5 protein-coding genes are annotated in these 6,156 nt (G+C 68.4%); 2 read left to right on the top strand and 3 right to left on the bottom strand.

Going from position 1 to position 6,156, the window contains the following annotated elements; genetic code table 11:
* On the top strand, positions 1–2,208 hold a 2,208-nt coding region (gene parC / locus V7067_RS12620; protein ID WP_334176256.1), incomplete at its 5' end, for a DNA topoisomerase IV subunit A.
* A gap of 133 nt (positions 2,209–2,341) precedes the next feature.
* On the opposite strand, the gene V7067_RS12615 is transcribed toward parC, so the two are convergent.
* The 3 genes from V7067_RS12615 to V7067_RS12605 form a co-directional block, all read right to left on the bottom strand.
* On the bottom strand, positions 2,342–3,295 hold the full coding sequence (locus tag V7067_RS12615; RefSeq protein ID WP_334176255.1) for a bile acid:sodium symporter family protein: 954 nt from the start codon (positions 3,293–3,295) through the stop codon (positions 2,342–2,344).
* A 348-nt stretch (positions 3,296–3,643) separates the two neighbouring features.
* On the bottom strand, positions 3,644–4,453 hold the full coding sequence (gene blaOXA / locus V7067_RS12610; RefSeq protein ID WP_334176254.1) for a class D beta-lactamase: 810 nt from the start codon (positions 4,451–4,453) through the stop codon (positions 3,644–3,646).
* 113 nt (positions 4,454–4,566) lie between these two features.
* On the bottom strand, positions 4,567–4,824 hold the full coding sequence (locus tag V7067_RS12605; RefSeq protein ID WP_334176253.1) for a hypothetical protein: 258 nt from the start codon (positions 4,822–4,824) through the stop codon (positions 4,567–4,569).
* A 379-nt stretch (positions 4,825–5,203) separates the two neighbouring features.
* Here V7067_RS12605 and V7067_RS12600 point away from each other — a divergent pair, with 379 nt between their 5' ends.
* Entirely contained in the window at positions 5,204–6,100 is an 897-nt protein-coding gene (locus V7067_RS12600) for an MBL fold metallo-hydrolase (RefSeq protein WP_334176252.1), read from the top strand.
* Positions 6,101–6,156 lie beyond the last annotated feature (56 nt).

Raw genomic sequence — 6,156 nt, 5'->3', positions numbered from 1 at the left:
GAACCGGTCGATCTGCGCGAGGCGCTCGAAGAGCGCTACCTCGCCTATGCGCTGTCAACCATCATGCACCGGGCGCTGCCCGACGTGCGCGATGGCATGAAGCCGGTGCACCGGCGCATCCTGCATGCCATGCGGCAGTTGCGGCTGGACCCGGAATCGGCCTTCAAGAAATGCGCCCGCGTGGTGGGCGACGTCATCGGCAAATACCATCCCCACGGCGACCAGTCGGTTTATGACGCGCTGGTGCGGCTGGCGCAGGATTTTGCCGTGCGCTACCCGCTGGTGGACGGGCAGGGCAACTTCGGCACGCTCGACGGCGACGGCGCCGCCGCGATGCGTTACACCGAAGCCCGCCTGACCGATGTCGGCGCCCGCCTGCTCGACGGCCTCGACGAGGATGCCGTGGATTTCCGCCCGACCTACGACGGGTCGGAGGACGAGCCGGTGGTGCTGCCGGGCGCGTTCCCCAACCTGCTCGCCAACGGCGCGGCCGGCATCGCGGTGGGCATGGCGACCTCGATCCCGCCCCACAACGTGGCGGAACTGGCCGATGCCGCCCTGCACCTGATCCGCCATCCCGAGGCGGAAGGCGACAGCCTGCTGCAGTTCGTGCAGGGGCCGGATTTTCCCACCGGCGGCATCATCGTGGAGGATCGCGCGGCGATTGCGGAGGCCTACCGCACCGGGCGCGGCGGCTTCCGGGTGCGGGCGCGCTGGCACAGCGAGGATCTGGGTCGCGGTGCCTGGCAGATCGTCATCACCGAGATCCCCTATCAGGTGCAGAAGGGGCGTCTTGTCGAGCGCATCGCCGAGCTTCTGGAAAACAAGAAGCTGCCGCTGCTGGGCGACGTGCGCGACGAATCGGCCGACGACGTGCGCCTCGTGCTGGAGCCGCGGGCACGCACCGTCGATCCGGTGTTGCTGATGGAATCGCTGTTCCGGCTGACGGATCTGGAAAACCGCATTCCGCTCAACATGAACGTGCTGGTCGGCGGGCAGGTGCCGGCGGTGATCGGGCTGAAGGACGCCCTGCAGCACTGGCTGGACCATCGCAAGGTGGTGCTGGTGCGCCGCGCGCAGCACCGGCTGGCAAAGGTATCGCACCGGCTGGAGGTGCTGGACGGCTTCCTTGTCGTCTATCTCGATCTCGACCGCGTCATTCGCATCATCCGCGAGGCCGACGAGCCGAAGGCGGAACTGATCCGCGCCTTCACGCTGACCGACGTGCAGGCCGAGGCCATCCTCAACATGCGGCTGAGAAGCCTGCGCCGCCTTGAGGAAATGGAAATCCGCAAGGAGCACACCGCCCTGACCGCCGAGAAGGCGGAGCTTGAAGCCCTGATCGCCGACGACAAGGCGCAGTGGAAGGCGATTTCGGCCGAGGTGAAGGACCTGCGCAAGGTCTATGGCCCGGAAACGCCGCTCGGCAAGCGCCGCACCACCTTTGCCGCAGCCCCGGATGCGCCGGCGGTGGATGTGCTGGAGGCGATGATCGAGCGCGAGCCGATCACCATCGTGGTTTCGGCGCTCGGCTGGATCCGCGCGCTCAAGGGCCATGTCGCCGATCTCTCCTCGGTCTCCTTCAAGCAGGGCGACGAGCTGAAATGGGCGCTGCGCGGGGAAACCACCGACAGGCTGCTGGTGATGTCGACCACCGGAAAGGTCTATGTGCTCGGCTGCGACAAGCTGCCCGGCGGGCGTGGTCACGGCGAGCCCATCAAGCTGATGGTGGACATGGATGCCGGTGCCGAGGTGACGGCGGTCAAGATCTACCGCGCGGGCGCCCGGGTTCTGGTCGCCTCGCAGGAAGGGCGCGGCTTTGTGGTGGCCGAGGACGACATTCTCGCCAACACCCGCAAGGGCAAGCAGGTGCTGAATGTCGATGCTGCCCAGCCGGCGGCGCTGATGGTGCCGGCCGATGGCGACATGGTGGCCGTGGTGGGCGAGAACCGGCGCATGGTGATCTTCCCGCTGGCGCAGGTCAGCGAGATGACGCGCGGCCGCGGCGTGCGCCTGCAGCGCTACAAGGATGGCCGGCTGGCCGATATCCGCGTGTTCAGCGCCGAAGCCGGCCTGTCGTGGACCGACACCTCCGGCCGCGTGCACACGCGCAGCATGGACGACCTGAAGGACTGGGTGGCGAGCCGCGGCGATGTCGGCCGCATGCCGCCGACCGGCTTTCCGCGCTCCAACCGTTTCAGCGGCTGAGGCCCGGCAGGCCCGCTGCGGCGGCAGGGAGCAAAGGCCTGAAACGAAAAACGAGGCGCCCGGCGGGCGCCTCGTCTGGTTTTGCGGGGGCCTTTTTTGCGGTGCCCGGCTCTTTTGGACCTCGCGCGGCCGGTCAGTGCGGCTTCGCGCCGGCCTCGGGCTCTTCGGTGCGGGTCTCGAAATAGTTGGCGAGCAGGGCGCCGGAGATGTTGTGCCAGACGCTGAAGATGGCGCTCGGCACCGCCGCGAGGGGCGAGAAATAGGCCGTTGCCAGCGCCGCGCCGAGACCGGAATTCTGCATGCCGACTTCAATGGCGATGGCCTTGCGCTTGGCCAGCGACATGCCGGTGGCTTTGGCGGCGAAGAAGCCCAGCAGGTAGCCGAGGCCGTTGTGCAGGATCACGACGGCAAAGATCATCAGGCCCGACTGCACGATGGCGCCGCGGCTGGCACCCACCACGGCTGCCACGATCAGCACGATGCCGGTGACGCTGACGAGCGGCAGCATCGGCACCGCCGCGTGCACCACGCCCGGCATGAGCTTCTGCGCCAGATAGCCCAGCGCCAGCGGCAGCAGCACCACCTTGACGATGGAGAGGAACATCGCGGCCGCATCCACCGGCAGGAACTGGCTGGCGAACAGCCACACGAGGAACGGCGTCACCACCGGTGCGAGCAGCGTGGTCACCGAGGTGCAGGCAACCGACAGCGCCACGTCGCCCTTGCTGAGATAGGTCATGACGTTGGACGAGGTGCCGCCCGGGCAGCAGCCGACCAGAATGACGCCCGCCGCCACTTCCGGCGACATCGGGATGATGCGCGTCAGCGCCACCGCCAGCAGCGGCATGATGAGGAACTGCGCAATCACGCCGATCAGCACATCAAGCGGCCGGCGCACGACCTCGCGGAAATCGTCGGCGGAAATCGTCAGGCCCATGCCGAACATGATGATGCCGAGCAGGGTGACGATGTAAGGCGTGAGCTGCCTGAACGTGGACGGAAAGACAAAGCCGAGCACCGCGAACAGAATGGTCCACAGCGCAAACGTCTTGCCGACGAAAGCGGAGAAGCGGGCGATGAAAGCCAAGGGAGCCTCGCGATATCCGGCCCTGTCGCAGGGGGGCGTCCGGATCGGTTCTTAAGGCGTTGCCGCAGCGGCCGTCAGGCGGCCGGCCGGGCTGGACGCGGAGGAAGAGAGGCCGTCGTGCGGCATCGCGGCAGGGCAATGGCAGACGGCAGGCGGGCACTGCAGCGCGAAAGGAACGCTCCGCAGGTTGCGCGCAAAATATTGGGTCGCCGTCCGGTTGGCAAAAGAAATTTTGCTGCGCAAGCCTGAAGCAGGCCTGTTGTGCAGGCAACAACAGCGGCGCCTTCCGCCCGCATGTTGCGGGGCGGAAGGCGGGGCGAGGGGCCGGGCCCGGCGGGGCCGTGCCGGTCAGTCCGCGATGGTGGCCGGAAAGGCCTCCAGAAAAGCCGCGCGGGCGCGATTGCCGGTCGGGGTGTCCTGCTTTTCGGTGTCCTGATCGAGGCGGGCGAACACCAGCGTGCGCCCGTCCTTCTGCGCCCAGCCGACATACCATCCCCAGGCATGGGCCTCGTCGAAGCTGCCATCGGCGTTGCGCGGATAGGCCATGCCGGTCTTGCCGCGCACCTGCCAGCCGCCGGGGGCGGTCGCGGCCGTCTCGACGATGGCGATCGTCTTTTCCATGGCCTCGCGCTTCACCGGCAGGCGCAGGTTGACGAGCTTTTCGAGGAAGGCAATCTGCCCGGCCGGGGCGATCTTCAGCGACGAGCCGATCCACGCCCGCTCAAGGCCATTGTCCTTGCCGGCATCGCCACTGAAATCGGCGTTGCCGTAGTCGAACGAACGGGCATAGTCGGTGAGGCGGGCCGTGCCGAGCTCGCGGGCCAGAAGCTGCGAATACCAGACCACGGAATATTTCAGCCAGCGCTGCGGGTCGGTCGGCTCGCGCCACACCGCGCCGGCCCAGTCCGTATAGCCCGGCCGGAACGGCAGCAGCGGATCGTGGGCGTTCTTCAGCAGGCCGGACTCGAAGCCCATTACCGCCAGCGCGATCTTGAAGGTCGAGGCCGGGGTGACAGGCGTATCGCAGTCGCCGTCTTTCACCAGAACCCGGCCGTCGGCTGCATCGGCCACCATCGTGCACAGTGTACGGGCCTGCGCCGGCAGTGCGGCGGCGGTGCAGAACAGGGCGGTGGCGGCGGCGATTGCGGCGGATTTCATGCGGTCGGCAGTCCCTTGCAGATGGCGTCTGTGGCCGCCTTCTGCCGGCAGGGTATGGCGAAAACATGGAGCGGCCCGACATCGCCGGTTGTGCGGCGCCGGGCCGGCAGGGTTCACAGCTTGCGGCAGCTGTTCTGGATGATGGTGCCTTTCGAGGCTTTGGTGCTGACCCTGGAGAGCCACTGCTGGCAGCTCGCCTGATCGGCAAAGCAGCCGCGCGCGCTCCACCCGATCGAGATGTGGGTTGCGAACTTGTAGGAGAAGAAGCCGAACCACGGGCCGTTCGGGTGCACGTCGCAACCCGGTTCGGTCGCCGGCTGCGGCCGTGCGGCTGCGGCCGGGGCGGCGTTGTCGGCATATGCGGCAGGCATCGTCAGAAGCAGGCAGAAAGCAGAGGCAATCGTGAGACGGGTTAATGTCGTGGCCACGGGAAATGCCCTCCGGGCGTTTACTGACGACCACTGCTTCGCACAGAAATATTGCGCTCTGCGTACACTTCAGTGAATGAAAGATGACCCGCAATGAAGCCTCAATGAAGGCGTAATAGTGTCAGAAACGGCAATAACGGCAAATCGGGGGCAGCTTCCCCCGGATGTCGCGACGGACGGCGGGAAAGCCGTGCGGCGCCGCTCCGGCTTGCCTGCAACGGCCGCCCGGTGGAAGATCGCCGCCGGATGGCGGGCCGCGGCCCTCCGGTGCCGGCGGTGTCTGTCGCCTGCCCGGCAGGGCCCGGCGGCGAACGGACAGGCCATGGCCGAACTGAAACTGACGCAGGATTTCGATCCGGACTGGGGCCGGGCGGTGGAAGTGGCGCCCGGCGTGCGCCGCCTGACGGCGCGCAACCCCGGCCCGTTCACCTTCCACGGCACGAACACCTATCTGGTCGGCGAGCAGGAAATTGCCGTGATCGATCCGGGGCCGGACGACGAGGCCCATGTCGCCGCCATCGTGGCGGCCGCCGGCGGGCGGCCGGTTTCGGCCATCGTAGTCACGCACACCCACCGCGATCACTCGCCGGCGGCCGCGCGCCTTGCCGCGCTGACGGGGGCGCCGACCTTCGGCGAGGGGCCGCACCGGCCGGCGCGGCCGGGCGCCGGCGGGGCCGGGGCGGGCGAGGCTTCCGGCGACATGGCGTTCCGGCCCGACCGGGTTCTGGCCGACGGCGACAGCGTGAGCGGAGCCGGTTTCCGGCTTTCGGCGGTGGCGACGCCCGGCCACACGGCAAATCATCTGGCATTTGCGCTGGAAGGGACGGGCGTGCTGTTTTCCGGCGATCACGTCATGGCGTGGTCAACGACGGTGGTCGCCCCGCCCGATGGCGACATGGGCGACTATATGGCCTCTCTTGCCCGGCTCGGCGCACGCAACGACCGGCTCTGCCTGCCGGGCCATGGCGGTGCGGTGACGGAGCCTGCGGCCCACATTGCCGGCCTGACCGCCCATCGCCTCGCCCGCGAGGCGGCGATCCTCGATGCGGTCGTGCGCGGCGCGCACGATGTGCCGGCCATTGTCGCGGCGGTCTATCGCGGGCTCGATCCACGCCTCGTGGCCGCGGCCGGGCTGTCGGTTTCAGCCCATCTGCAGGCACTGGCCGATCGCGGCCTTGTGACAACGGCGCCGGACGGCACGCTGCGCGCGGCGGTGTGAAGCACGGGCGGCGGGCGGGATTACAGCCCCCGGCAGGCGGACTACGGCCCCCCGGC

The sequence above is a fragment of the Pseudoxanthobacter sp. genome (assembly GCF_036822375.1).
GTDB lineage: Bacteria > Pseudomonadota > Alphaproteobacteria > Rhizobiales > Segnochrobactraceae > Pseudoxanthobacter.
This window is presented reverse-complemented; position numbering and strand designations above follow the sequence as displayed.

Bases quoted from the DNA above. Each gene is read 5' to 3' on its own strand.
- V7067_RS12605 (WP_334176253.1), bottom strand. From the start codon at position 4,824: ATGCCTGCCGCATATGCCGACAACGCCGCCCCGGCCGCAGCCGCACGG.
- V7067_RS12600 (WP_334176252.1), top strand. From the start codon at position 5,204: ATGGCCGAACTGAAACTGACGCAGGATTTCGATCCGGACTGGGGCCGG.
- blaOXA (WP_334176254.1), bottom strand. From the start codon at position 4,453: ATGAAATCCGCCGCAATCGCCGCCGCCACCGCCCTGTTCTGCACCGCC.